This window comes from Vibrio sp. 2033 (assembly GCF_033339735.1).
In genome coordinates this window covers 65,999-89,799 of record NZ_JAWOVC010000017.1, presented here as the reverse complement: position 1 = coordinate 89,799, position 23,801 = coordinate 65,999, and the positions used below count along the sequence as shown (strand labels likewise).

General features: G+C 45.3%; 26 protein-coding genes. 14 read left to right on the top strand and 12 right to left on the bottom strand.

Annotated elements, in window-relative coordinates; translation table 11 throughout:
* Positions 1-53: 53 nt before the first annotated feature.
* Positions 54-443: a RidA family protein gene (locus R7P74_RS19215; RefSeq protein ID WP_005381087.1), complete on the top strand. Its 390-nt coding sequence runs from the start codon at positions 54-56 to the stop codon at positions 441-443.
* Positions 444-527: 84 nt separating this feature from the next.
* On the opposite strand, the gene R7P74_RS19210 is transcribed toward R7P74_RS19215, so the two are convergent.
* The 8 genes from R7P74_RS19210 to mlaF all read right to left on the bottom strand — a co-directional run bounded on the left by R7P74_RS19210 (position 528) and on the right by mlaF (position 5,969).
* Complete coding sequence (locus R7P74_RS19210) at positions 528-1,253, bottom strand: 1-acylglycerol-3-phosphate O-acyltransferase (RefSeq protein ID WP_005381088.1); 726 nt, start codon at positions 1,251-1,253, stop codon at positions 528-530.
* 155 nt (positions 1,254-1,408) lie between these two features.
* Positions 1,409-2,665, bottom strand: coding sequence for a UDP-N-acetylglucosamine 1-carboxyvinyltransferase (murA, locus tag R7P74_RS19205; protein WP_213912446.1), 1,257 nt, complete (start codon positions 2,663-2,665; stop codon positions 1,409-1,411).
* Between the two features lie 9 nt (positions 2,666-2,674).
* Positions 2,675-2,929, bottom strand: a complete 255-nt coding sequence (gene ibaG, locus R7P74_RS19200) for a BolA family iron metabolism protein IbaG (protein ID WP_005381092.1) — start codon at positions 2,927-2,929, stop codon at positions 2,675-2,677.
* 3 nt (positions 2,930-2,932) lie between these two features.
* Positions 2,933-3,253: an STAS domain-containing protein gene (locus tag R7P74_RS19195; protein ID WP_258662937.1), complete on the bottom strand. Its 321-nt coding sequence runs from the start codon at positions 3,251-3,253 to the stop codon at positions 2,933-2,935.
* Positions 3,253-3,891, bottom strand: coding sequence for a phospholipid-binding protein MlaC (gene mlaC, locus R7P74_RS19190; RefSeq protein WP_005381098.1), 639 nt, complete (start codon positions 3,889-3,891; stop codon positions 3,253-3,255). Before mlaC ends, R7P74_RS19195 begins: the two co-directional genes overlap by 1 nt.
* Before the next feature lie 2 nt (positions 3,892-3,893).
* Positions 3,894-4,382 carry an outer membrane lipid asymmetry maintenance protein MlaD gene (gene mlaD, locus R7P74_RS19185; protein ID WP_005381099.1) on the bottom strand — a complete coding sequence of 163 codons (489 nt, stop codon included), beginning with the start codon at positions 4,380-4,382 and terminating at the stop codon, positions 3,894-3,896.
* A 2-nt stretch (positions 4,383-4,384) separates the two neighbouring features.
* Positions 4,385-5,176: a lipid asymmetry maintenance ABC transporter permease subunit MlaE gene (gene mlaE, locus R7P74_RS19180; RefSeq protein WP_005381100.1), complete on the bottom strand. Its 792-nt coding sequence runs from the start codon at positions 5,174-5,176 to the stop codon at positions 4,385-4,387.
* Positions 5,166-5,969: a phospholipid ABC transporter ATP-binding protein MlaF gene (mlaF, locus tag R7P74_RS19175; protein ID WP_005388422.1), complete on the bottom strand. Its 804-nt coding sequence runs from the start codon at positions 5,967-5,969 to the stop codon at positions 5,166-5,168. Before mlaF ends, mlaE begins: the two co-directional genes overlap by 11 nt.
* A gap of 374 nt (positions 5,970-6,343) precedes the next feature.
* Here mlaF and R7P74_RS19170 point away from each other — a divergent pair, with 374 nt between their 5' ends.
* The 11 genes from R7P74_RS19170 to mgtE all read left to right on the top strand — a co-directional run bounded on the left by R7P74_RS19170 (position 6,344) and on the right by mgtE (position 15,106).
* Positions 6,344-7,309: a calcium/sodium antiporter gene (locus R7P74_RS19170; RefSeq protein WP_005381102.1), complete on the top strand. Its 966-nt coding sequence runs from the start codon at positions 6,344-6,346 to the stop codon at positions 7,307-7,309.
* A 29-nt stretch (positions 7,310-7,338) separates the two neighbouring features.
* Positions 7,339-8,310: an arabinose-5-phosphate isomerase KdsD gene (gene kdsD / locus R7P74_RS19165; protein WP_005381104.1), complete on the top strand. Its 972-nt coding sequence runs from the start codon at positions 7,339-7,341 to the stop codon at positions 8,308-8,310.
* A gap of 86 nt (positions 8,311-8,396) precedes the next feature.
* Positions 8,397-8,960, top strand: a complete 564-nt coding sequence (gene lptC, locus R7P74_RS19160) for an LPS export ABC transporter periplasmic protein LptC (RefSeq protein ID WP_005381106.1) — start codon at positions 8,397-8,399, stop codon at positions 8,958-8,960.
* Positions 8,941-9,435: a lipopolysaccharide transport periplasmic protein LptA gene (gene lptA / locus R7P74_RS19155; protein ID WP_005381109.1), complete on the top strand. Its 495-nt coding sequence runs from the start codon at positions 8,941-8,943 to the stop codon at positions 9,433-9,435. The genes lptC and lptA overlap by 20 nt, the downstream gene beginning before the upstream one ends.
* A 1-nt stretch (position 9,436) precedes the next feature.
* Positions 9,437-10,162, top strand: a complete 726-nt coding sequence (gene lptB / locus R7P74_RS19150) for an LPS export ABC transporter ATP-binding protein (RefSeq protein WP_005381111.1) — start codon at positions 9,437-9,439, stop codon at positions 10,160-10,162.
* Positions 10,163-10,212: 50 nt separating this feature from the next.
* The gene (locus R7P74_RS19145) at positions 10,213-11,682 is read left to right on the top strand and encodes an RNA polymerase factor sigma-54 (RefSeq protein WP_005381112.1); all 1,470 of its coding nucleotides are present in this window, start codon (positions 10,213-10,215) and stop codon (positions 11,680-11,682) included.
* Between the two features lie 24 nt (positions 11,683-11,706).
* Positions 11,707-11,994, top strand: coding sequence for a ribosome hibernation promoting factor (gene hpf, locus R7P74_RS19140; RefSeq protein ID WP_005381114.1), 288 nt, complete (start codon positions 11,707-11,709; stop codon positions 11,992-11,994).
* Between the two features lie 2 nt (positions 11,995-11,996).
* Positions 11,997-12,443: a PTS IIA-like nitrogen regulatory protein PtsN gene (gene ptsN / locus R7P74_RS19135; RefSeq protein WP_005381116.1), complete on the top strand. Its 447-nt coding sequence runs from the start codon at positions 11,997-11,999 to the stop codon at positions 12,441-12,443.
* Between the two features lie 14 nt (positions 12,444-12,457).
* Entirely contained in the window at positions 12,458-13,321 is an 864-nt protein-coding gene (gene rapZ / locus R7P74_RS19130) for an RNase adapter RapZ (protein WP_054577138.1), read from the top strand.
* Positions 13,322-13,323: 2 nt separating this feature from the next.
* Positions 13,324-13,599 (top strand): HPr family phosphocarrier protein, encoded by a 276-nt coding sequence (locus R7P74_RS19125; RefSeq protein WP_005381120.1) that lies wholly within the window; start codon positions 13,324-13,326, stop codon positions 13,597-13,599.
* A 148-nt stretch (positions 13,600-13,747) separates the two neighbouring features.
* Positions 13,748-15,106 (top strand): magnesium transporter, encoded by a 1,359-nt coding sequence (gene mgtE, locus R7P74_RS19120; protein ID WP_005381121.1) that lies wholly within the window; start codon positions 13,748-13,750, stop codon positions 15,104-15,106.
* A gap of 56 nt (positions 15,107-15,162) precedes the next feature.
* Here mgtE and pmbA read toward each other — a convergent pair whose 3' ends face one another.
* Complete coding sequence (gene pmbA, locus R7P74_RS19115; RefSeq protein WP_025767615.1) at positions 15,163-16,506, bottom strand: metalloprotease PmbA; 1,344 nt, start codon at positions 16,504-16,506, stop codon at positions 15,163-15,165.
* A 110-nt stretch (positions 16,507-16,616) separates the two neighbouring features.
* Between pmbA and yjgA the strand changes: the two genes are divergently transcribed.
* Positions 16,617-17,144 (top strand): ribosome biogenesis factor YjgA, encoded by a 528-nt coding sequence (gene yjgA, locus R7P74_RS19110; protein ID WP_005381124.1) that lies wholly within the window; start codon positions 16,617-16,619, stop codon positions 17,142-17,144.
* 89 nt (positions 17,145-17,233) lie between these two features.
* On the opposite strand, the gene R7P74_RS19105 is transcribed toward yjgA, so the two are convergent.
* Together R7P74_RS19105 and R7P74_RS19100 are read right to left on the bottom strand one after the other, a co-directional pair.
* Complete coding sequence (locus R7P74_RS19105; protein WP_104975636.1) at positions 17,234-18,196, bottom strand: D-2-hydroxyacid dehydrogenase; 963 nt, start codon at positions 18,194-18,196, stop codon at positions 17,234-17,236.
* Positions 18,197-18,298: 102 nt separating this feature from the next.
* Positions 18,299-19,051: a pseudouridine synthase gene (locus R7P74_RS19100; RefSeq protein ID WP_053303451.1), complete on the bottom strand. Its 753-nt coding sequence runs from the start codon at positions 19,049-19,051 to the stop codon at positions 18,299-18,301.
* A 342-nt stretch (positions 19,052-19,393) separates the two neighbouring features.
* On the opposite strand from R7P74_RS19100, the gene R7P74_RS19095 reads away from it, so the two are divergent.
* Entirely contained in the window at positions 19,394-20,659 is a 1,266-nt protein-coding gene (locus R7P74_RS19095; protein WP_005381130.1) for an NRAMP family divalent metal transporter, read from the top strand.
* Between the two features lie 108 nt (positions 20,660-20,767).
* On the opposite strand, the gene rapA is transcribed toward R7P74_RS19095, so the two are convergent.
* Complete coding sequence (gene rapA, locus R7P74_RS19090) at positions 20,768-23,677, bottom strand: RNA polymerase-associated protein RapA (RefSeq protein WP_005388434.1); 2,910 nt, start codon at positions 23,675-23,677, stop codon at positions 20,768-20,770.
* Between the last annotated feature and the right edge of the window lie 124 nt (positions 23,678-23,801).

Genomic DNA, 23,801 nt, shown 5'->3' with positions numbered 1-23,801 from the left:
GTTTAGAGGCAAACTGAGAATCTTTATTCCCTACAACTGATGGAAAAAATCAAATGACGAAAGTACTTCACACTGAGTCTGCACCAGCAGCAATCGGTCCTTACGTTCAAGGCGTAGATCTAGGTAACATGGTTCTTACTTCAGGCCAAATCCCAGTAAACCCAGCGACAGGTGAAGTGTCTGCTGATATCGCAGAACAAGCTCGTCAGTCTCTAGAAAACGTAAAGGCTGTAGTTGAATCTTCAGGTCTTAAAGTATCTGATATTGTAAAGCTAACGGTTTTTGTTAAAGACCTAAATGACTTTGGCACAGTGAACGAAGTTTACGGCAAGTTCTTTGATGAGCACGGCGTAGCAAACTACCCTGCACGCTCTTGTGTAGAAGTGGCTCGCCTACCAAAAGATGTTGGCATCGAGATTGAAGCAATTGCAGTTCGCAAATAATTGTACTTGCTGACAAACATAAAAAACGGGTAGCTCAGGCTACCCGTTTTTTATTGTCTTTTCGTGATGATATCGCAGTAAAACTTAAGCAGCATTACGCTGTTTGACTTCTTCATCTAACGATTCAAGCTTCTCTTTCATCTGTTCACGACAGATATTCGCTAACTCGCGAATGCCCTCTTTACCATAGCCTTCAGTGCTGATTGGAGGTAGCATTTCAACAATCACATGACCATTGTTCCAACGGTTCAGCTTAATTTTATTCGTCGAGCTACATACGATAGGAATGATTGGCACACCTGCACCAATTGCCGCATGAAAAGCACCTGTTTTGAATGGCAGCAAACCACGCCCACGAGAACGCGTGCCTTCAGGGAACATCCACACCGAAACATCACTTTCTTTCATGCTGCTCACGACCTGATCGATAGTACCTTTTGCTTTAGAGCGATTCGCTCGGTCAATCAGAATGTTACCCGTAAGCCAGTAAAGCTGACCAAACAGTGGCATCCAAGCCAAGCTCTTTTTACCTACTGTCACAACTTTCGGAGTCACAGCCGCAGAAACAGTAAACATGTCCCAGTTGTTCTGGTGGTTAGCAATGTAAACATGTTGGCCGCGTGAATACGCATCTTCAGGGATACGCAACTCTAACTTAATCCCAAACACACGAGACATCTTGGCAAACAAACGGCCAAAAGTGAAAACGTGCTTAGGGTTTCTAGGGCTTAATAGGCAGTAACCACAACCACCAATAAACATAACAATCGCAAAGATAGCGACAGCAAATACACGTAACAGTGCAATCATTCTTGTTCTCCAGGAACCGGCTTTTGCCAGATACAGCTATTAATATCTCTCTTTCCATAAAGGGAAAATATGGTCATGAGAGTGATATAAAAAAGCCGAAACTCAGGTTTCGGCTCTCTTGATATCCAAGTTACCTGCGGAGCAGTTTAACTTGCCTAGCTCACTCGCTCAATATTTGCGCCAAGTGCAGCCAGTTTATTTTCGATTTTGTCGTAACCACGGTCGATATGGTAAATACGATCAACGACGGTTTCGCCTTTAGCAATGCAACCTGCAATAACCAAACTAGCCGAAGCTCGTAGATCGGTTGCCATCACTTGCGCACCGCTGAGTGACTCAACATCACCACAGATAACCGTATTGCCTTCGATCTCAGCTTTAGCGCCCATACGCATGAGTTCTGGTACGTGCATAAAGCGGTTTTCAAAGATAGTCTCTGTGATCACGCCTCCACCTTTCGCCATCATGTTCAGTAGCGTAAATTGAGCTTGCATATCCGTCGGGAAACCAGGATGTGGCGCAGTACGTACACTTACCGCTTTTAGCTCGCGGTCGGTCATATCAACGGAGATCCAATCTTCACCCGTTTCGACAAGCGCGCCAGCTTCTTCCAACTTGGCGAGAACCGCTTCAAGCAAATGAGCATTAGTGTTGCGACATACCACTTTACCGCCAGATACTGCTGCTGCGACAAGGAATGTTCCCGTCTCAATACGGTCAGCAACCACGTTGTGTTTACAACCGCCTAGGCGCTCAACACCTTCAATCGTAATGGTATCTGTGCCAGCGCCAGAGATTTTTGCGCCAAGCTTATTTAGGAAATCAGCGGTATCGACGATTTCAGGCTCACGCGCAGCGTTATCTAGTGTTGTTGTGCCTTCCGCCAGCGTTGCGGCACACATGATGGTGATCGTCGCGCCTACGCTGACTTTATCCATCACGATGTGTGCGCCTTTTAGCCGACCATCCGCTTCTGCTTTCACATAACCATCTTCTAATGTAATGGTTGCGCCAAGCTGCTCTAAACCAGAAATATGCAGATCCACAGGACGAGCGCCAATAGCACAACCGCCTGGTAAAGAAACCTGACCTTGACCAAAGCGCGCCACCAAAGGACCTAAAGCCCAAATAGAAGCACGCATGGTTTTCACCAAATCATAAGGCGCGCAGTATTCTGTAATACTGCTTGGGTCAACATGAACAGAGCCATTGCGGCTTACTTTCGCGCCTAAACGCTTAAGCAATTCCATGGTTGTATCGATATCACGAAGGTGTGGTACGTTTGCCACTTCTACTGGCTCTTCCGCCAAGATAGACGCAAATAAAATCGGCAGTGCTGCGTTTTTTGCACCTGAAATGGTCACTTCACCAACTAGTGGTTTATCTGACCCAATAACTCGAAACTTTTCCATCAATAAACCTTAAAGCGACATCAATTTCTTATCACGAGCCCACTCTTCTGGTGTGAACGCTTTGATTGATAATGCGTGAATGTCGTTACGCTGGATGTATTCCATCAGAGGAGCATAAATTAGCTGCTGCTTCTTAACGCGGCTCATTCCATCGAAACAAGCATCAACAGCAACCACTTCATAGTGGCTACCTTCACCTTTCACATGCACTTCTTGAAGGTTTAGTGCTTCTTCTAATAACTGTTGTACTTTTGCGCTATCCACAATTTACCCCTGATAATTCTGTACGTGTTTGGCCACTAAAGATTCAACATTGCTCAGTTGAAACAAAGTGCGCAGTTGCGCCGGCACGAAACTGAGCATTATATGACAGTTTTGCTTTTTTGCATGCTCTAATAAGTGGATTAACATCACCATTCCTGCAGAGTCGACTCGCTCTATCTCTTTTAGCGAGCATTCCAGCTCCGATTCAGCAGGTTGCCATTGCTGTGCATACGCCCACAATGAAGGCACTGTATCTCTATCAAGTGCCCCTGTTAGCTTAAGAATGTTTTGATCCAATTGCCACTGAGCGGGAGTCTGGGCCATTATTTCTTCGCCTCGAAGCGGATCGGTTCTGCGGCCAATTTTTCTAGGTCTTTAGCAACAGATAGAATGCCTTCTTGACGAATTTTACTGTTCCATTCGGATTGTTTACTAGAAAGCAAACTAATGCCCTCTGCAATCATATCGAATGCTTCCCACTCACCAGACTGGTTGTCTTTACGCAGTTTAAACTCAAGTTTGATGTTTGGACGCGGAGTATCGATGATATCAACTTTAATGCTTGTAATACGCTTAGAGTCATCAATGCTAGGCTCAGGACCAAACTCAATTTTTTGGTCAGAGTATTGCGTCAACACTTGTGCATAAGACGCAATCAGGTAAGCACGAAATGCATCGATAAACTCAAGTACATCTTCACGCTTAGCACCTTTTAAGTTTGGACCAAGAAGTTTTAACCCTGCATAGCGGTAGTTGACGTAAGGCATTAGCTCTTCTTCAACGATCACTTTAAGTAAATTTGGATCTTGTTTGATTTTCGGCTGTTCGGCTTTCAATCTTTCGAACGTGACTTCAGCTACCTGCTTCATCATCTTATAAGGTTCAGTTTTATCCACCTCTGCTGCTGTTGCTCCAAATACGCTAAACACAGCACAAACTGAAAGTAGTAATCTCGCTAACATAGTTATTCCTTACTTGAGTCGTCTGAACCACCTACGCTGTATAGTACTTGACCAATTAAGTCTTCAAGCACAAGCGCCGATTTGGTGTCTTCGATGGTATCACCATCCACCAGCATGACTTCATCATCAAAAACGAAGCCAGGTACTAAACCAATGTATTGCTCACCAATCAGGCCAGATGTCAAAATTTGTACGCTCGACGTTTCTGGGAACTGATTGTATTTACTATTGATAGATAGTGTTACAACTGGCAATAAGTTGTCTGGGTTAAGCGAAATACTACTTACTCGACCAATCACAACGCCCCCCACTTTTACGGGCGAACGAACTTTTAAACTGCCAATATTATCGAACTCGGCTTTGAGGGTATAAGTATCACCAGAGCCAATGCTTTTTACGTCAGCAACTTGAAAAATCATCACAAGAATCGCGCAAATTCCCGCTAATACAAAGCTGCCAACCCATAATTCAGTTTTACGTGTTTGTTGCATGATTAATTCCCAAACATCAATGCGGTCAGTACAAAGTCTAATCCTAGTACTGCTAAAGAAGAATGCACAACAGTGCGCGTAGTTGCTCGGCTGATCCCTTCCGATGTTGGAATAGCATCATAACCGTTAAATAGAGCGACCCAAGTAACCGTAATTGCAAACGCAAAACATTTGATCATACTGTTACCAATGTCTTGTCCTAGCTCAACAGAGGACTGCATCGCTGACCAAAAACTGCCGTGATCAACGCCTTTCCAGTCAACACCAACAAGCTGAGCGCCCCAAATTCCCACAGCCATGAAAATCATAGCCAGTAAAGGCATTGAGATAACCCCAGCCCAAAACCGTGGTGCAATCACTCGTTTCAATGGGTCTACCGCCATCATTTCAAGGCTAGACAGTTGTTCCGTTGCTTTCATTAGACCTATCTCTGCGGTTAACGCAGAACCGGCACGACCAGCAAACAAAAGTGCAGTAACAACGGGTCCTAATTCACGGAGTAACGAAAGCGCTACCATTTGCCCCAAACTGCCTTCTGCGCCGTAATCCACCAACACAACATAGCCTTGTAGACTCAAAACCATTCCAATGAACAGACCAGATACGACGATGATCGCTAGCGACTGAACACCAACAGAATAAAGTTGCTTAACAAGCAGAGGAAAGCTTCTGATCGGTTGTGGCTTAGAAAATAGCGCCCCAATCAACATGAAAGTCGCACGACCAAATGCTCCGCAAATAGAAAGCGTGCGTCGACCCAGCGAGGCGACAAAGTGAATGAAGTTATCGACCATCAAATAAGTCCTTTTCGATACTTTGAGAAGGGAAACGAAACGGCACAGGACCGTCGGCATCACCTTGTAAGAACTGCTGGACACGAGGATCAGAGTTTTGAGTCAGCTCTTCTGGCGTACCATAGGCGATGATTTTTCCATCGGCCATCAGGTATACCCAGTCAGCAATACTCATGACTTCAGGTACGTCGTGAGAAACCACAATAGAGGTCAAACCTAACGCTTGGTTTAGATTGCTAATTAGCTCAACCAAAACGCCCATAGTAATTGGGTCTTGCCCCACAAACGGCTCATCGTACATGATCAAGTCAGGGTCAAGTGCGATTGCACGAGCCAAAGCAGCGCGTCTTGCCATACCACCTGAAAGCTCACTCGGCATTAATTGCGCCGCGCCGCGCAGACCGACAGCTTCGAGCTTGAGTAACACCATGGTGCGAATCAAATCTTCCGATAAATCGGTATGCTCTCTCAATGGAAAGGCGACATTATCAAAAACATTCAAATCAGTGAATAAAGCCCCTGACTGGAACAACATGCTCATTTTCTTTCGAGCATGGTAGAGTTTTTTACGCGAGAGAGAGGGAATATTGTCGCCATCAAACCAGATCTCTCCTTGCTCGGGATACAACTGACCACCAATCAAACGCAGCAGTGTTGTTTTACCAATTCCCGATGGTCCCATAATGGCCGTCACTTTGCCTTCAGGAACATGCAGATCAATATCATCAAAGATCATGCGTTCTCCCCGTGAAAAAGTGAGGTTGTTCACGGTGACTAAATCGTTGTTCGACATATCATCTCTTCTACTGTAGGAGCGTTGCAACTCACGGAATCATCAAGCAGATACTCATCGGAGTTGAATTCTACGTTTAATAAAGTAACGTCGGTACATTTATTAGGCTGCAATCATAAGCACATTGGCGTTGAATTTAAAGCACTGTTCAATTAAATAAAGTCGACTATATCCCTGCAATTTCTCATGGTTTATGACCTAATTAGCACGAAGTGTTTAAATCCTAGACCAGAATTGCTCATTTAAATGAGTGAGATTTACATACATTTTCGTTACTAACCTTTAATTTATTCTTCGTTTATCTTCCATTTTAGGCCGCAAAAGGTCAAAATTAGCGGTTATTCATTTTACTTATTTAATACTTAGGAATTCTCATGCTCGAAGCCGTTGCGTTGCTTATAGTCGGTCTTGTTTTGCTTGTTTGGAGTGCAGATAAACTTGTTTTTGGCTCTGCAGCGATAGCCCGCAACGTCGGTATTTCCCCGCTTGTCATCGGCATGACAATCCTTGCGATGGGCTCATCTGCCCCTGAGATGATGGTATCTGCAACCGCTGCTTGGGATGGTAAAACAGATACAGCGGTGGGTAACGTATTAGGCTCAAACATAGCGAACATTGCGTTAATCCTAGGTATTACAGCGCTGATCAAGCCTTTGTCGATTAGCTCCGCCGTCATCCGCCGAGAACTTCCACTCATGATAGCCGTAACCGTACTCGCTGGTATTCTGCTTTGGAATAGCCATCTCGGTTTTTATGAGGGTGTCTTATTGTTTGTACTCTTTGGGGCATTTTTATTTGCTATGTTGCAAATCAGCCGCAAAGAGCAAAAATCAGGTGATGTTTTTCTTGATGACCAAGAGTCAGAGATCCCAGAAGGCGTCAGTAACCCTAAAGCAATCATGTGGGTGGTTATTGGCTTGATACTGCTTCCTTTGGCAGCCAGCATGCTGGTTGATAACGCGGTAATCATTGCTAAACACTTTGGTATGAGCGACCTTGTTATCGGCCTAACTATTATCGCCATTGGCACTAGCCTGCCTGAACTGGCCGCATCACTTGCGGGAGTTTTAAAGGGTGAAGACGACATGGCTGTCGGTAACATTATCGGTTCGAATGTGTTTAACATTCTGGCGGTCATGGGGATTCCTGGCATCATTAATCCATCGGTGCTCAGTGAGTACGCGATGGGACGTGACTTCTGGGTCATGTTAGGCGTTTCATTGTTACTTGTCGCGATGTGTTTGGGTAAATCACGTAGTATTAACCGTATTGAAGGTGCCATCTTGTTTGTGTGCTTCTTAGGTTACCAAGTGTACTTATTCGCAAACATGACCGCTTAATTACCACGATCAATAAGTAGAGATCTGATATGTCCAATCAATTTGATTTTCGCGCTGCTGCTAAACAAGTTCTTGATATCGAAGTTGCTGCTCTGCAAGAGCTAGATACCTACTTTGATGATCAATTTGAAAAAGCGTGTGAACTTATCCTTTCCAACAACGGCAAAGTTGTCGTTATGGGTATTGGCAAGTCAGGCCATATTGGTAACAAGATTGCCGCCACTCTGGCAAGCACAGGGACTTCGGCGTTTTTCGTTCATCCAGGCGAAGCCGCACATGGCGACTTGGGTATGATCAGCCCTGGTGACATTGTGCTGGCAATTTCTAACTCTGGTGAATCAAACGAAATTCTGTCTCTATTTCCAGTATTAAAGCGCCTGAATATTAAGATCATCAGCATGACAGGTAAGCCAGAATCAAATATGGCCAAGCTGTCTGACTTACACCTGCAAATTACGGTACCTCAAGAAGCTTGTCCGTTAGGCCTGGCGCCAACTAGCAGTACGACTGCCACATTAGTGATGGGAGATGCATTAGCCGTAGCTCTGCTTCAAGCTCGTGGTTTTTCTGCCGAAGATTTTGCCCTGTCTCACCCAGGTGGTGCACTGGGGAGAAAACTGCTACTTAAGTTGTCTGATATTATGCACTTTGGAGAAGCGTTACCTAAAGTTTCTCCTGACGCATTAATTCGCGATGCCTTGCTTGAAATTTCAGAAAAGGGGTTAGGCATGACAGCCATCGTCGATGAGCACGATGCTATGCTTGGTATATTCACCGATGGTGATTTACGTCGTACCTTAGACAAGCGTATCGATATTCATACGACGGCAATTGGCGAGGTCATGACGACAAACCCAACCACAGCACACCCTGATATGCTGGCGGTTGAAGGTTTGAACTTGATGCAGAATAAAAACATTAACGCTCTGATTTTATGTAAAGACGAAAAAATTGTGGGTGCACTGAACATGCACGATTTACTAAAAGCTGGCGTGATGTAATATCAGCACAAACATTTAAATCATTTATTAGACGAATAAAGGCAATGGTCAGGGAAGTACTGAGCTAAACGATAGGCCTTCATTATATGAGTTTTACTCGCCTTATTTATTTGCTCTTGATCTTCGTTGTAGCGTGGTGCGGTTATTACCTACTAACCCCTAAAGGCAACGACGCAATTCAAGTAGCACCAGATTCTGAACTGCCCATGTTCAGTGGTTCTGGATTAGAAAACATCACCTACGGTGAAGATGGTGTCCGCAGTTACATCATTCGCTCCACTAACTTAGACCATTATGCTAAGAGTGGAGATACTATTTTTAATAACCCGACTTTGATGGTTTACCGTGAAGGTAGCGTCATTGAATGGAAGGTGACTGCCACAAGAGCAGTGTTAGATGAAGACCAAGTTTTGACTTTATATGACAAAGTCTTAATGCAAAATCTTCTGCCTGGTGCGAGTTTTGATACCATGGCAACAGACAAATTGGTCATTAATCTAACCAATCGTGATTTTAAAGCTGACCAACAAGTGATGTTGGTTGGACCACAATTTGAAACTACTGGAGGCGCAATGCAAGGCAACTTAAAACAGCATACTGCGACTCTGACAGATGAAGTTCAAGGTCGATATGAAACCGTTACACCTTAGCCTACTGGCACTGGTATTGGCGGCGCCTCAAGCGCTGGCACTCAAGTCGGATACTCAACAGCCGGTTTACATAAACTCTGACACCCAACAGGTGGATATGAAGAGTAACCAGGTTGTTTTTGAAGGCGATGTATCTCTTAAGCAAGGGAGCATCAATATCGATGCTGATAGAATCGTGGTAACTCGCGATCCTAAAACCGAAGCAATTAAACAGATTCAAGCATTTGGTAAACCTGCGAAGTTTTCTCAGCTGATGGACGATGGTAAAACACTTAGTGGTCAAGCTACGGAGTTGGATTACCGTATTTCTACAGACGAACTGACCATGAAAGGTCAAGCGCAGCTGGCACAAGACAACAACACCATCAAAGGTTCTTCGATTCGTTACCAAATTGGTAAACAAAAGCTAGTCGCAGATAGCTCTAAGGAAGAGCGCGTTACGACCATTTTGCAACCCAATCAGATAGAGAACTAATATGGCAGTACTGAGTGCGAAAAACTTGGCGAAAAGCTACAAAAAACGCAAAGTCGTCACTGATGTTAGCTTAGAAGTTGAATCTGGTCAGATTGTTGGGCTACTCGGTCCAAACGGTGCGGGTAAAACCACCTCGTTTTACATGATTGTCGGCTTAGTACCTCGCGATGAAGGCACCATTACCATTGACGACAATGACATCAGTATTTTGCCGATGCATAGCCGTTCACGACTTGGCATTGGCTATCTTCCGCAAGAAGCGTCGATTTTCCGTAAGCTTTCAGTAGAAGATAACATCATGGCCGTACTTGAAACTCGTCAAGAAATGACGAGGGAAGAGCGCCAAGATAAACTGGAAGATTTGTTGGAAGAATTCCACATCCAGCACATCAGAACCAGTGCTGGTATGGCACTATCAGGGGGTGAGCGACGCAGGGTGGAAATCGCTCGAGCTTTAGCGGCCAACCCTCAGTTCATTTTATTGGATGAACCTTTCGCTGGTGTTGACCCAATTTCGGTTAATGACATCAAGAAAATCATTGAGCATCTGCGCGATCGTGGTCTCGGAGTGTTAATCACTGACCATAATGTACGTGAAACACTGGACGTATGTGAAAAAGCCTATATCGTGAGCCAAGGGCACCTAATTGCATCGGGAACTCCGGCAGAAGTTCTCAATAATGAACAGGTGAAACAAGTTTATCTCGGCGAACAATTCCGTCTATGATTATATTAGGAACGGTAAGATTCTGAGCATTACAAGGTAAGTAACACTGAATGAAACCTTCATTACAACTCAAGCTAGGTCAGCAGTTAGCCATGACGCCACAGTTGCAGCAAGCGATTCGCTTATTGCAATTGTCGACACTCGATCTTCAACAAGAAATCCAAGAAGCGTTGGACTCAAACCCATTATTGGAAGTTGAAGAAGGCCAAGACGAGCCTCTAGCAAACGGTGAAGATAAGTCAGCGGTCGAGGCTGCTGATAGCAACAGTGCTAGCGAACCAACAGAAATTGACGTTCCAGATAGCTCCGATGTGATAGAGAAATCAGAAATTAGCTCTGAACTTGAAATCGACACGACTTGGGATGACGTCTACAGCGCGAATACTGGTAGCACTGGCTTAGCTCTTGATGATGATATGCCCGTCTACCAAGGCGAAACCACTGAATCATTACATGATTACCTCATGTGGCAGCTTGACCTAACACCATTCAGTGAAACCGACCGCACGATTGCATTAGCGATTATTGACGCTGTTGACGACTACGGCTATTTAACTTTGTCGCCTGAAGAGATTCATGAGAGCTTCGATAATGAAGAGATAGAGTTAGACGAAGTAGAAGCCGTTCGTAAACGCATTCAACAATTCGATCCTCTTGGCGTTGCATCACGTAACTTACAAGAATGTTTGTTACTGCAATTGACGACCTTCCCGGAAGACACACCGTGGCTTGCTGAAGCCAAAATGATACTTGCGGATCACATTGATCACCTAGGCAACCGAGACTACAAGCTCGTCATCAAAGAGACTAAGCTGAAAGAAGCCGATCTTCGTGAAGTCTTAAAGCTTATCCAACAGTTAGATCCTCGTCCAGGTAGTCGCATCACTCCTGATGATACCGAGTACGTAATTCCAGACGTATCCGTTTTTAAAGACAATGGCAAATGGACCGTTTCTATAAACCCGGATAGCGTGCCAAAATTAAAAGTAAATCAACAATATGCTCAATTAGGCAAAGGTAATAGCGCGGATAGCCAGTACATCCGCAGCAATTTGCAAGAGGCAAAATGGTTAATTAAGAGCTTAGAGAGTAGAAACGAGACGCTACTCAAAGTTGCAAGATGTATTGTTGAACATCAACAAGATTTCTTCGAGTATGGTGAGGAAGCCATGAAGCCAATGGTACTCAATGATGTCGCTTTGGCTGTGGACATGCATGAATCCACGATTTCTCGTGTAACAACGCAAAAATTTATGCATACACCACGTGGTATTTTTGAATTGAAGTACTTCTTCTCTAGCCATGTTAGTACTGACAATGGCGGAGAATGTTCGTCAACAGCAATTCGTGCACTCATTAAAAAACTGGTCGCAGCAGAGAATACTGCCAAACCACTGAGTGATAGCAAGATTGCTGCTCTTCTGGCTGACCAAGGGATTCAGGTCGCAAGACGTACGATAGCCAAATATCGCGAATCCTTGGGAATTGCCCCTTCAAGTCAGCGTAAACGCCTATTATAAGGCACTAACTGAAAAGGAAAGTCTATGCAAATCAATATTCAAGGCCATCACGTTGATCTTACCGATTCAATGCAAGACTATGTAAATTCTAAGTTTCAGAAGCTCGAAAGGTTCTTCGACCATATCAATCAAGTGCATGTTGTACTAAAAGTTGAAAAAATTACTCAAATCGCGGAAGCTACGCTTCACATAAATCAAGGCGAAATCCACGCATCAGCCGATGACGAAAATATGTATGCCGCGATCGATTCGCTGGTAGATAAATTGGTTCGCCAACTTAATAAGCACAAAGAAAAACTAAACAGTCATTAATCATGCAACTGAGCGAAATACTGTCATTGGACTGCACCAAAAGTGCGGTCCACTGCACGAGTAAAAAACGCGCCCTTGAAATGATCAGCCGTATCGTGGCTGATCAAACGGGCCAAGATTCTACCGAGCTGTTCGAATGCATGCTCAATAGAGAAAAAATGGGCAGTACCGGTATCGGAAACGGTATTGCGATCCCTCACGCGAGAATGCAATCAAGCGACAAGGCCATTGCTGTCTTACTGCAATGTGATGAAGCAATCGAATTTGATGCGATTGACAATCGACCTGTCGATCTTCTTTTTGCGCTCCTTGTACCAGAAGAACAGTGCAAAGAGCACCTCAAGACTCTATCCTCTATGGCAGAACGTCTGAGCGATAAGCAAGTATTAAAACTACTGCGTAATGCTCAGAGTGATGAAGAACTTTACGACATCATGATTCACCAATAAGCAGGACTAACTCCATGCGACTAATCGTTGTTAGCGGGCACTCAGGTGCCGGTAAAAGTATTGCGCTTCGTGTACTGGAAGACTTAGGTTACTACTGTGTTGATAACCTGCCAGTTAACTTGCTGGACGCATTTGTTCATTCTGTTGCTGACAGCAAACAGAATGTTGCAGTCAGTATTGATATTCGTAATATTCCTAAAAAGCTAAAAGAACTGACGAGTACACTAGAACAGTTAAAAACTGAGCTTGATGTGACCGTGCTTTTCTTGGACGCTAATAAAGAAACGCTACTCAAACGCTACAGCGAAACACGCCGAATTCACCCGTTATCTTTAGGTGGCACCTCCCTCTCGCTCGATCAAGCCATCGAGCGTGAGAAGCAAATTTTGACGCCACTCAAAGCGCATGCAGATCTGGTCCTAAATAGTAGTGGGCAGTCTTTGCATGAATTGAGTGAAACCGTGCGTATGCGCGTTGAAGGCAGAGATCGCAAAGGGCTCGTTATGGTATTTGAGTCTTTTGGTTTTAAATACGGCCTGCCTTCCGATGCCGATTACGTATTCGACGTTCGCTTCTTACCTAACCCACATTGGGAACCAGCACTACGCCCGCTTACAGGTCTGGATGCTCCTATCGCCGCATTTTTAGAGCAACACCAATCGGTGTTAAGTTTGAAATATCAAATTGAAAGCTTTATAGAGAATTGGTTACCTCTGCTTGAGAAAAACAACCGCAGCTACCTGACCGTTGCAATCGGTTGTACTGGTGGTAAGCACCGCTCGGTGTACTTAACTCAGCAAATCGGTGAATACTTCTCCAACAAAGGACACCAAGTACAAATTCGCCATACCTCACTAGAGAAAAACGCTAAGGAGTAGCCGTGGAGTTAAGTCGTAAAGTATTGATTCAAAACCGCCTTGGCTTACATGCTCGTGCAGCAGTCAAACTGGTCGAACTGGCACAGAGCTTTGAAGCGGTCATCACCATCGACAATGAAGAAGACAAAACCGCCACAGCAGACAGCGTAATGGGCCTGTTAATGCTAGAGTCCGCTCAAGGACAATACGTCACGATCCACGCAACGGGTGGGCAAGCGGAAGAAGCACTGGATGCCGTTTGCCACTTGATCGAAGATAAATTTGATGAAGGCGAGTAGTTTACTCGCTTTTTTCTTACCTCCCATTATCTTTCTCTTCCCTGACCTAATAAATAAATTTGCTTAGTATCATAAGTTGTTATTAAAAGGCGCCTAGAATTAAGTTATTATTCAACGCATTGTAAATATCAGGAATTGGGAGGAATGAATGGCAGAGCAAATTGAATTCGACCAAGCTCACCAAGCCCTCCAAGAAGTCACAGAAGCGCTAGAAAATGGTCGCTTCGTCCATGTTCGTCGTCAATTACAGGACATGGAACCTGAGGATATCGCTCACCTTTTAGAAGCCTCCCCACGGAAGAGCCGTGAAGTTCTTTGGCAACTCACCGACCCTGAAGATTATGGTGAAATCCTTGACGAGCTGAACGAAGATGTCAAAGACAGCCTCGTATCCAAAATGGCACCAGAAGCGCTTGCAGAAGCGACAGAAGGCATGGATACCGATGACGTGGCTTACGTACTGCGTAGCTTGCCTGACAACCTGTCACGCGAAGTCCTGTCGCAAATGGACTCCTCTGACCGTCTACGGGTCGAAACCGCCCTATCCTACCCAGAAGACACTGCGGGTGGACTGATGAACACCGACGTCATCACAATTCGTGGTGACGTCGATGTGGACGTAGTTTTGCGTTATCTACGTATGAAAGGCGAGCTTCCAGAAGCTACGGATGCCCTGTATGTGATCGATGAAGAGAGTAAGCTCATCGGTGAACTGCCGATCACGACGCTTATTACCACTCAGCCAGACGTAAAAATCATTGATGTAATGGAAGACGCGGACGAGGCCATCACCGTCGATACTAGCGACTCAGATGTTGCGAGTCTGTTCGAACGCCGTAATTGGGTATCTGCACCTGTTGTTGATGAAAACTTGCATTTGGTCGGTCGTATCACCATCGATGACGTGGTTGACGTTATTCGTGAAGACGCGGAACACTCGATGATGAGTATGGCGGGTATGGACGATGACGAAGATACTTTCGCGCCTGTTGTAAAATCAGCTCGCAAACGCAGTATCTGGCTTGGCGCTAACGTATTAGCCGCCCTTGCTGCTGCTTCCGTTTCTAATATGTTTGAGGCCACATTAGATCAAATGGCGGCCATTGCAGTATTGATGACGATTGTTCCGTCCATGGGTGGTGTCGCTGGTAACCAAACCGTCGCACTAGTGATTCGTGGTCTTGCTCTTGGTCATATCGGTGACTCAAACAAACGCGAACTGTTAATGAAAGAAGCTTCGATCGGCTTACTCAACGGTATCATGTGGGCGCTGATTATTGGTGGTATTGTTGTTGCTTGGAAAGGTAACTGGATGCTCGGAGGAATCATTTCCGCCGCCATGCTGACCAACTTATTGGTCGCAGGTATTGCAGGAGTAACGATTCCAATCCTATTGAAAAAAATGAACATCGATCCTGCTTTAGCTGGTGGTATGGCATTAACAACGGTGACGGATGTGATTGGTTTATCTGTCTTCTTAGGGCTTGCCACAATACTGATTACCTAACAGAAAAAGCCTGATGAACACATCAGGCTTTTTTGATTCTGAATTGCTAGAAAAGCTTATTCACCCGCCACTTTCATGGTATCCAGTAGGATAGAGCCCGTTTGGATTTGTGAGCGCGTTTCAATATCACTACCAACCGCCACAATCTTGGTGAACATGTCTTTTAGATTACCTGCGATGGTAATTTCTGATACTGGGTATTGGATTTCGCCATTCTCAACCCAGAAGCCTGCGGCACCGCGAGAGTAATCCCCCGTTACCACGTTCACACCTTGTCCCATGACTTCTGTCACTAGAAGACCAGTACCGAGCTCTTTAAGCATTTGTTCGAAGTTTTGGCCTGTCGACTTCACGTACCAGTTATGAATCCCACCAGCGTGACCTGTCGGCGTCATCTTCATTTTACGTGCGGCATAACTGGTTAACAGATAAGTTGCTAGTACACCGTCGGTAATGATTTCACGGTCTTGAGTGTACACACCTTCACTATCGAATGGACTTGATGCCAAACCACGCAATACATGCGGACGTTCTGAGATATTGAACCATTCAGGAAGCACTTGTTTGCCTAGATGGTCAAGTAAGAAAGAAGATTTTCGGTACAGGTTACCACCGCTGATCGCCATAACGAGATGGCCAATCAAGCCTGTCGCAACATCAGCCGCAAACATGATTGGGTATTGACCTGTTTTTAGACGCTGCGCATCTAGGCGGTTAACCGTATTCTCTGCCGCCTTACGACCCACCGTTTCTGGGGTCCATAAGTCATCACGATGACGTGCCACGGTGTAGCTGTAATCACGTTCCATCTCGCCGTTTTGACCAACGCCAATTACACAACAGCTAGTACTATGTCGGCTAGACGCATAACTAGCTAATAAGCCATGGCTATTGCCATACACTTTCACGCCGTAATGACTATCATAACTCGCGCCATCACTTTGTTTGATTGCACTATTATAATTTAGCGCCTCTTTTTCTGCTGCAATCGCCACATTGGCAGCATAGTCTGGATCGGGTGCGTCAGGGTGGAAAAGATCAAGCTCAGGGATCTCTTGCACCATGTATTCTTTCGGTGCAGGGCCTGCAAATGGGTCTTCAGATGTGTAATGTGCAATATCTAGCGCCGCTATAACGGTTTGCTCGATTGCAGCTTCACTTAAATCAGACGTGGAAGCACTGCCTTTGCGTTGACCTCGGTAAACGGTAATGCCCAGCGCACCATCGCTGTTGAACTCGACATTTTCTACTTCACCCATACGAGTTGAAACACTTAAACCAGTGCTTTTAGTAATTGCGACTTCGGCGGCGTCAGATTTTGCCGATGCAAGCTTTAAGGCTCTTGCGACGGCTTGCTCTAGCTCGGTACGTTGCTCAGCAACCTGCTGTTTAATATCCATTGTCTTTCACATCTTGTCTTTGATGAACAATAGGATAACAAGAATTTCGCTTTCTCCCCATGATTCTTGTTAAAATAGTCATAATATTAATCAAAACACAGGCAACTGAAATGGCACGTAAGAATCAAAAAGCGCCATGGGAACCAGAAGAAGAGATCATCTGGGTAAGTAAATCCGAGATGAAGCGAGACATGGAAGAACTGCAAAAGCTAGGTGAGGAGCTTGTCGGCCTCAAACCTTCAGTTCTAGAAAAGTTTCCATTGAGCGAAGATTTGCGAGAAGCAATTGCTGACGCGCAACGCTTTAAAAATGAAGCGCGTCGTCGCCAATTGCAACGTATCGGTAAATTGATGCGTTACGAAGATCCAGAGCCAATCCAAGCCGCACTGGATAAAATTCGTAATAAGCACTCTCAATTAACGGCTGTATTCCACAAACTTGAAGCGTTGCGTGATCGCGTAGTGGAAGAAGGTGACAAAGCCATTGATGACGTAATGGAAATGTACCCAGAAGCGGATCGTCAGCGTCTACGCCAACTTGCTCGCCAAGCAGCGAAAGAGAAAAAAGCTGGGAAACCAGCAAAAGCGTACCGCGAAATCTTTCAGATCCTTAAAGGTCTAAACGAAGAAGAGTTTTAATTCGACGGCTCAAGCAATGAGCATTCGATTTAAACGCAAAAAGCAGACGTCAATGTCTGCTTTTTTTATCTTTGATTTTACAGTCAGCGTTACACTAAGCGATTAACGCGGTCTCCGCGCTCGAAAGCGTTAATGTTCTCAATCAGGATTTCCGCTAAACGTTGGATAGATGAGTCGCTGCCCCATGCAACATGCGGTGTCAGTAACAAATTAGGTAAACTCATATTGGCAATCAGCGGATTGCTCTCATCTGCCGGTTCTTGTGTAAAAACATCAAAACCAGCCGCTGCAATTTCTTGCTGTTTTAAGGCATCCACCAGCGCGCTCTCATCCACCAAACCTCCACGCCCTGTATTAATCAAAATGGCGTTGGACTTCATTTGTTGCAACTCTGCTTGACCAATTAAATTCTGAGTATGATCGTTGAGCGAGCAATGCAAGGTCAGCGCATCGGAGCGTTTTAATACTTCCTCAAACGACACATAACCTGGTCTACATTCTGCCGCCCCTTTACGCTCAGAAAACAAGACGGTCATTCCTAACGCTTGAGCCAGATTCGCCGTCGCTTGCCCTAGTGACCCACTACCAACAACACCTAACGTGCTACCACCAATATCCCCGATTGGGTGAGTAAAAAAACAAAACTGCTGGTTACGCTGCCACTCACCTGCGGCAATATCTTGGTGGTACCCAAATAAATTCCGTCTTAAAGCGAATAACATTGCCATCACGTGCTCGGGCACCGAACGCGTCGCGTAACCACGTACATTAGCAACCGCAATATCATGATTAGCACAGTAGTTCACATCGACGTTGTTAAAACCAGTTGCGGCAACCGCGATCATCCGTAATTTTGGTAGTTGCTCTAATACATGTTGGTCAAGCAGGACTTTATTGCTAATCACGATATCGGCATCGGCTAACCTTTCTATTACCTGCCCAGGCGCAGTTAGGTCGTACTCACGCCAGTGGTGCGGAAAGCTAGGTCGTGGGATCTCAATATGTTCTGGGATGGTCGCTCGATCTAAAAATACGATGCTTGGCAAAGACATAACAACTCCTTGTTCACGGCTGAAAGACAGGATACATCAACCACAGTAACGAAATAGCCAAAAATAGCGAACTAGAAAGAACCGCTGTTAGTGCAATTGGCATTAAGGGTGTGGCAACGTTTTATAATCAGGCAATGTACGCTCTGGCGAAAAATAGTTAAAGATCATCGCCTCGGCTTCAGAATAAAAGTCACAGGGTACAAAAATACTGCTCAGCTGATCCGTAGCTGGATGATAAAAACTTAGCTCCGCAGCGTGCAACTCTAAACGTTCTGAAAACTGATACGCCTCTTCGCTTGCATAAAACTCATCACCCACAATCGCATGACCAATCGCCATCAAATGCACGCGTAACTGATGCGATCGACCAGTAATGGGGAGTAACCGCACAACGGTCGTATGGGTGCCATCAGGGTGCACTTCACGCTTCACTACTTGGAATAAAGTTTGAGATGGTTTGCCGTCGTCAAAACATACTTTTTGTCGTGGACGATTTGGCCAATCACAATTTAATGGAAGATCAATATTCCCTTCTTGCGACTCAACATGCCCCCAAACACGTGCGTAATACACCTTGTGAGTGAGGCGATATTGGAACTGCTTTTTTAATGCTCGCTCCGCGGGTTTGTTTTTCGCCAGCAACATCAACCCTGATGTCGACATATCCAAGCGATGCACAACTTGAATTTCTGGATGCAACTCTTTGAGGCGGCTCCACATGCTGTCGTAATGCTCTGCAAGGCGACCAGGGACAGACAGCAGCCCTGATGGCTTATTCACTGCCAGAATGTCGTCATCCTCAAAAACGATATCAACCCAAGGGTCGGTGGGAGGGGTATATTCAAGCATTGCCATGGGAGATCTCTACAAAATAAAAACGCCGCGATTATATACCCAAATAGCACCCAGATGCAGGATTCTGAAGAAAAGTTCAACCCAATAAAACAAAGTCAATCCTTTAGCATAAAAACTAAAAATAGCACGTTGTAAATTTAGTTTGACAACAAGACGCATAACTGAATAGAGTGCTAGATGCACACAGCATGATATTCGCAAAGAATACTTAAAATAAATACATCAAAACACAGCATTTAAAAGACATTACCGTTGCGCAGTATAGGGCGATCGCTCAGCTTGTCATGTACTGCGGTATGTATCTCTTTAGAAAGATACATAAGATAAAAAGGACAATAAGCAATGGACTCCGCCGTTATAGATAAACCCCAATCCAAACTTTCCTTATTTTTTCGTTCGCTAGGCCCCGGCATATTAATGGCATCTGCTGCGGTCGGTGGCTCTCACCTCGTGGCATCAACCAAGGCTGGTGCGATTTATGGTTGGCAATTGGCTGCACTGATTCTGCTCGTAAACCTGTTTAAATACCCTTTTTTCCGAGCGGGCGTACAGTACACCATGGGGACAGGGCTGACCTTGGTTGAGGGCTACGCGAAATTAGGTCGGCCTTATCTATGGCTATTTCTATTTCTGAGCGTGGTATCGGCCGTCATCAATACCGCCGCTTTGTTGATGTTTAGCGCTAGCTTGCTGGGCTACTTCATTCCGTTTTCACTATCAATGGCATCACTCAGCATCATTGTGATTGTCACCTGCCTGATCATATTATTTGCTGGCCATTACAAAGCGCTCGATACGCTATCTAAAGTGATCATGTCGGTGTTAACCATCGCGACTTTACTCGCTGTTTCTATCGCCTTTGGTAACCCTGTTGAACAAGTGGCCAACTTCGAGCCGCCGTCACCTTGGTCTATTGCGGCTATTGGTTTTATCGTTGTGACAATGGGGTGGATGCCTGCACCGATAGAGATCTCCTGTTTAACCTCAGCATGGCTAAAACGCCAATCAAGCCAGCAAGAAGTAACATACCGCTCTGCTCTATTTGACTTTAATGTCGGTTATATTGGCACGGCGTTTCTTGCCATTATCTTTGTATCGCTAGGCTCTTTGATGCTTTATGGTTCTGGCGTTGCGCTTGAAAGCTCTGGCGTTGGCTTCTCCCACCAATTGGTTGGCTTATATGCGGCAACGATTGGCGAATGGTCTCGTTACTTAATCGCGGTAATTGCGTTTTTCTGTATCTTTGGCAGCACGATTACCGTTATTGATGGCTATTCGCGCGTTATTTCGGATTCTCAACGCCTACTGCGCTCACAACCAGACACTAACCCTAAAACCACTTCAGCGATCATGCTGGTAGTCTCCTTACTTGCATTAGGTATTGTGGTTTTCTGGGCTTCTGCGTTATTGCCTATGCTGAACTTTGCGATGATTCTCGCCTTTATGACCACGCCATTCTTTGCTCTGCTAAATTACACCTTAGTGAGCAAAACTGAGTTACCTGAGCCTTTGGCTGTTGGACCTAAACTAAAGTGGTTGTCGATTGCAGGCCTGATTTACTTGTTTGGCTTCTTGGCTGTATTTATCTGGTGGAAGTGGTTGATGTAAATGAGATAGCTATCAGTGATTAATGCATTCCGCATAAAGAAACTAAACCGTAAATAAAGAAAAAGGTCTTCAACTGAAGACCTTTTTTAATGAGCAATAAATACTTACTTAGTTGTGGCTCACCACAATCAAACGCAGCGAGTCGAGCTGAACCTGAGCTTGGTTGATATAACCAGTAAGCTCTTTAATTTGTGCGTCGATAGCTTCAATTTCTTCGTCACGAATATTTGGGTTCACCGCTTTCAGTGCTTGCAAACGCTCAAGCTCTGCATTCAAACTGTGCTGCATATCTTGATGAGCTTGTTTGCGTACTTCTTCGACCTTCTCTTCAATAAGAACATCACCGGCTTCAATTAAGCGGTGTACGTCTTTCTGTACCGACGTAACCAACTTGCTACCTAAGTGACGGTTTACAGGGCTGAGCTGGCGGTTAAAGCTTTCAAACTCCACTTGAGCAGACAAATCATTACCACGCGAGTCCATCATTAAACGGATTGGCGTTTTCGGTAAGAAGCGCGCGATACCACTGCGTTTTGGCGCTTGCGCATCTACCGCGTAAATCAACTCAAGAAGAATAGTCCCGACTGGTAACGCTTTGTTTTTCAATAGAGATACCGCAGACGTCCCCACCCCTTCACTCATAAGAAGATCGATACCACCCTGGATCATTGGGTGTTCCCAACTGATAAAGTGCATATCTTCACGAGATAAAGCCGTATCACGATCAAACGTGATCGTCGCTCCTTCGTATGGCAGACCTGGATAGCTTGGCACCATCATGTGCTCAGATGGGGTCACAATCAGGGCGTTTTCACCTTTATCGTCTTGATTCAAGCCAATCGTGTCAAAAAGAGAAAGTGCGAAGGTGACCAGATTGGTATCGCCGTCAGTTGATTCAATTTTCTCAACGATTTGTTGTGCTTTTTCCCCGCCATTTGAATGCATTTCTAATAGGCGATCACGGCCTTGCTCCAATTGGGATTTCAGCTCTTTATTCATTTTTGCTGACGCTTCAATGATCTCATCTAGCGTGCTGGTATCACCAGAGGCAAGAATTTCAATCAGATCATCGGAGTACTTATCGTAAACAGCACGGCCTGTTGGGCAGGTTTCCGCAAAAGCGTTCAGGCCTTCATCGAACCAACGTGCTAAGATCGCTTGCGATGTGCCTTTCAGGTAAGGAACATGAATGTCGATATCGCGATTTTGACCGATACGGTCCAAACGACCAATACGTTGCTCAAGCAAGTCTGGGTTAAATGGCAAGTCGAACATGACAAGTTGGTTGGCAAACTGGAAGTTACGACCTTCAGAGCCGATTTCGCTACAGATAAGAACTTGTGCTCCACCTTCTTCTTGCGCAAAGTAAGCCGCCGCTTTGTCACGTTCAAGAATCGACATACCTTCGTGGAAAACGGTGGCGCGGATACCTTCACGCTCACGCAGTGCTTGCTCCAATTGCAGTGCGGTACTCGCACGAGAAGCAATCACGAGGATTTTCTCGCTGCGCTTCTCTTTTACTTTTTCAAGCAACCAATTCACACGCGAGTCAAACTGCCACCAGCTCGCGTCATCGCCTTCAAATTCTTGGAAAATTTCTTCCGGGTAAAGGTTCTTCATCGCACGTGCTTCAGAACTCATCTTACCGCCAATCATCCCAGCAACACGCATTGATGTAGTGTATTGCGGTGGAATATCCATTGGCATCAGATGCACGTTACGCGTAGGGAAGCCTTTGATGGCCGCGCGCGTGTTACGGAACAGAACACGCCCTGTACCATGACGATCCATCAAGTTATCGATCAGCTCTTGGCGTGCCGACGCTTTAGCTTCTTCGTCCGCTTCACTTTCGATAATGCGGAAAAGTGGTTCTACGTCTTGTTCAGACAACAACTCAGTGATCTGGTTTTTTGCTTCATTAGGTAGCTTTTCACCGGAAAAGAGTGAAGTAATCGCATCTGCTACGGGTGCGTATTGCTCTTCTTCCTCAACGAATGCTTCGTAATCATAGAAGCGGTCTGGATCCAACAAACGCAGACGAGCAAAGTGACTCTCACGACCAAGCTGCTCTGGCGTTGCAGTCAGTAGCAACACACCTGGAGTACGTTCAGCCAAGCCTTCTACCACTTGGTATTCACGGCTCGGTTTATCTTGGCTCCATTCAAGGTGATGCGCTTCATCGACAACCAGTAGGTCCCATTCACCTTCCAGTGCTTGTTCAAAACGCTTGCGGCTCTTGCGTAGGAAATCCAAAGAACACAGCACATATTGCTGAGTATCAAATGGGTTTTCTGCATCCGCAAACGCTTCGATACAGCGCTCTTCGTCAAAGATAGAGAAATGCAGATTGAAACGACGCATCATCTCAACCAGCCATTGATGCTGCAGTGTTTCAGGCACCACAATCAAAATGCGTTCGGCACGACCAGACAGAACTTGTTGGTGGATGATCATGCCCGCTTCGATGGTTTTACCCAAACCTACCTCATCCGCCAACAAGACGCGTGGCGCGTGACGACGGCCAACTTCGTGCGCGATGTAAAGCTGATGAGGGATCAAACCTGCACGCATACCACATAGGCCACGCATTGGGCTCTTATGCTGCTCAAACTGGTTGGTTAGCGCACGGTAACGCAGAACAAAGTTGTCCATACGGTCGATTTGACCGGCGTACAACTTATCTTGAGGTTTGTTAAAACGAATTTGGTTGCTAAGGAAAATCTCACGCAGAACAACAGCGGTTTCTTGCGTGTCTTCACGAGTACCGAAATAGGTGTAAAGACCTTCATCTTCCAGTACTTCTTCTACTTTTAGAGACCAACCTTCTTGGCAATCGATGACATCCCCAACATTAAAGGTGACTCGGGTAACAGGTGCATCGTTACGTGCGTAAACTCGGTTTTCCTCTGACGCTGCAAACATCAATGTCACAGTACGAGCATCCATTGCTACAACGGTACCTAAACCTAAATCGCTTTCCGTATCGCTAATCCAGCGCTGCCCCAAAGCAAATGTCATGAATTGACTACCTCGTTATTAGTTCTTGATTCGTATTTCTTGTTGGTCTACTCATGCCCGTGGGCATGGATAATAGTTTAGATCTGATTCTGGCTTCTGCTATGCCGATAGCATTCGTCATTTC

Excerpts from the sequence above, each read along its gene's own strand:
- R7P74_RS19215 (WP_005381087.1), top strand. The coding sequence starts at position 54 with ATGACGAAAGTACTTCACACTGAGTCTGCACCAGCAGCAATCGGTCCT.
- R7P74_RS19210 (WP_005381088.1), bottom strand. The coding sequence starts at position 1,253 with ATGATTGCACTGTTACGTGTATTTGCTGTCGCTATCTTTGCGATTGTT.
- murA (WP_213912446.1), bottom strand. The coding sequence starts at position 2,665 with ATGGAAAAGTTTCGAGTTATTGGGTCAGATAAACCACTAGTTGGTGAA.
- R7P74_RS19195 (WP_258662937.1), bottom strand. The coding sequence starts at position 3,253 with ATGGCCCAGACTCCCGCTCAGTGGCAATTGGATCAAAACATTCTTAAG.
- mlaC (WP_005381098.1), bottom strand. The coding sequence starts at position 3,891 with ATGTTAGCGAGATTACTACTTTCAGTTTGTGCTGTGTTTAGCGTATTT.
- mlaD (WP_005381099.1), bottom strand. The coding sequence starts at position 4,382 with ATGCAACAAACACGTAAAACTGAATTATGGGTTGGCAGCTTTGTATTA.
- mlaE (WP_005381100.1), bottom strand. The coding sequence starts at position 5,176 with ATGGTCGATAACTTCATTCACTTTGTCGCCTCGCTGGGTCGACGCACG.
- mlaF (WP_005388422.1), bottom strand. The coding sequence starts at position 5,969 with ATGTCGAACAACGATTTAGTCACCGTGAACAACCTCACTTTTTCACGG.
- R7P74_RS19170 (WP_005381102.1), top strand. The coding sequence starts at position 6,344 with ATGCTCGAAGCCGTTGCGTTGCTTATAGTCGGTCTTGTTTTGCTTGTT.
- kdsD (WP_005381104.1), top strand. The coding sequence starts at position 7,339 with ATGTCCAATCAATTTGATTTTCGCGCTGCTGCTAAACAAGTTCTTGAT.
- lptC (WP_005381106.1), top strand. The coding sequence starts at position 8,397 with ATGAGTTTTACTCGCCTTATTTATTTGCTCTTGATCTTCGTTGTAGCG.
- lptA (WP_005381109.1), top strand. The coding sequence starts at position 8,941 with ATGAAACCGTTACACCTTAGCCTACTGGCACTGGTATTGGCGGCGCCT.
- lptB (WP_005381111.1), top strand. The coding sequence starts at position 9,437 with ATGGCAGTACTGAGTGCGAAAAACTTGGCGAAAAGCTACAAAAAACGC.
- R7P74_RS19145 (WP_005381112.1), top strand. The coding sequence starts at position 10,213 with ATGAAACCTTCATTACAACTCAAGCTAGGTCAGCAGTTAGCCATGACG.
- hpf (WP_005381114.1), top strand. The coding sequence starts at position 11,707 with ATGCAAATCAATATTCAAGGCCATCACGTTGATCTTACCGATTCAATG.
- ptsN (WP_005381116.1), top strand. The coding sequence starts at position 11,997 with ATGCAACTGAGCGAAATACTGTCATTGGACTGCACCAAAAGTGCGGTC.
- rapZ (WP_054577138.1), top strand. The coding sequence starts at position 12,458 with ATGCGACTAATCGTTGTTAGCGGGCACTCAGGTGCCGGTAAAAGTATT.
- mgtE (WP_005381121.1), top strand. The coding sequence starts at position 13,748 with ATGGCAGAGCAAATTGAATTCGACCAAGCTCACCAAGCCCTCCAAGAA.
- pmbA (WP_025767615.1), bottom strand. The coding sequence starts at position 16,506 with ATGGATATTAAACAGCAGGTTGCTGAGCAACGTACCGAGCTAGAGCAA.
- yjgA (WP_005381124.1), top strand. The coding sequence starts at position 16,617 with ATGGCACGTAAGAATCAAAAAGCGCCATGGGAACCAGAAGAAGAGATC.
- R7P74_RS19105 (WP_104975636.1), bottom strand. The coding sequence starts at position 18,196 with ATGTCTTTGCCAAGCATCGTATTTTTAGATCGAGCGACCATCCCAGAA.
- R7P74_RS19100 (WP_053303451.1), bottom strand. The coding sequence starts at position 19,051 with ATGGCAATGCTTGAATATACCCCTCCCACCGACCCTTGGGTTGATATC.
- R7P74_RS19095 (WP_005381130.1), top strand. The coding sequence starts at position 19,394 with ATGGACTCCGCCGTTATAGATAAACCCCAATCCAAACTTTCCTTATTT.
- rapA (WP_005388434.1), bottom strand. The coding sequence starts at position 23,677 with ATGACATTTGCTTTGGGGCAGCGCTGGATTAGCGATACGGAAAGCGAT.